Here is a 1,160-nt window from a genome sequence, read left to right as displayed (position 1 = left end):
ACCCCTTGTATCTGCGCGGAGGAGACTTTGTGCGAGAAGAGCGACTGAGCCTCGAACCGGACGGCCATCCGATTCGAGGCTTGGCGAAGTCGCCCGACACCCCTGCGGTCACAACCGTGGATGAGCCAGGGATCTTCGCCTCCGTCACGTACGACCGAATAGTCGCTTGGCTCCAATCGCACGCACAAGGCAGGTTACCTTGAACAAGACCATCTGTGGAGTGGACGTTTCGAAAGAATGGCTCGATGCCCATGTCGAGCCGAACGGGGCGGCAGGCCGCTTCCGTAACGATGCAGCAGGCATCACCGATCTGGCCGCTTGGTGTCAGGGCCATGGCGTCGAGCTTGCCGTCATGGAGGCCAGCGGCGGCTACGAGCGGGTGGCCTTGCTGCTGCTGTGGGATCTGAGCCTGCCTTGCGCTCTCGTCAATGCGCGCAGCGTGCGCCGTTTTGCAGAGGCGATGGGCTTCCTGGAAAAGACCGATGGGATCGATGCCGCCATGATCGCCGGCTACGCGCAGGCCAAGCGCGTACAGCCGACTCTGCCGCCGAGCCCGGCCCAGCAGCGGCTCAAGGCCTTGGTGGCACGGCTCGGTCAGGTCACCGGCGATCTCACCATCCAGAAGCAGCGCAAGAGTGCTGCCGCCGACACCGAAACCATCGCCAGCCTCGATGAGGTCATCGCGTTGCTCGTGCGCCAGAGCCGCAGGCTCGAGGGCGAGATCGCCTCGCTGATCGACGACGACCCGTTGTGGGCATGCCTTGACCGCGCCTTTCGCTCGCTCAAAGGGATCGCCTCGCGCAGCGTTGCTCGCCTGATGGCCGAATTGCCCGAGATCGGCATCCTGTCCAACAAGGCCATCGCCAAGCTGGCCGGCTTGGCGCCAATCGCCAATGACAGCGGTAAGCGCAGCGGCCGAAGACCGGTGCGTGGCGGTCGCGCCGGGCCCCGGGGCGTGCTCTTCCTCGTTGCCCGCATCGTTGCCAAATACGATCCGCACCTGGCCGCCTTCCAGCACCGGTTGCAGGCCGCTGGAAAGGAAAAGATGGTCATCCGCATCGCTCTCGCCAGAAAGCTGCTCGTCATTCTCAATGCAAAAGCACGCGACGCGCGAAGCGAGTTCGCAAATGCAACTTGACACCTCAGATAGTCGCTCATCC

1 protein-coding gene is annotated in these 1,160 nt (G+C 63.7%); it reads left to right on the top strand.

Translation table 11 applies throughout. The features are described from left to right. The first annotated feature begins 199 nt into the window (after positions 1–199). Positions 200–1,138: an IS110 family transposase gene (locus CK218_RS29880; RefSeq protein WP_095780277.1), complete on the top strand. Its 939-nt coding sequence runs from the start codon at positions 200–202 to the stop codon at positions 1,136–1,138. The last annotated feature ends 22 nt before the right edge of the window (positions 1,139–1,160 follow it).

This window comes from Mesorhizobium sp. WSM3879 (genome assembly GCF_002294915.1).
Lineage (GTDB): Bacteria > Pseudomonadota > Alphaproteobacteria > Rhizobiales > Rhizobiaceae > Mesorhizobium.
This window is presented reverse-complemented; position numbering and strand designations above follow the sequence as displayed.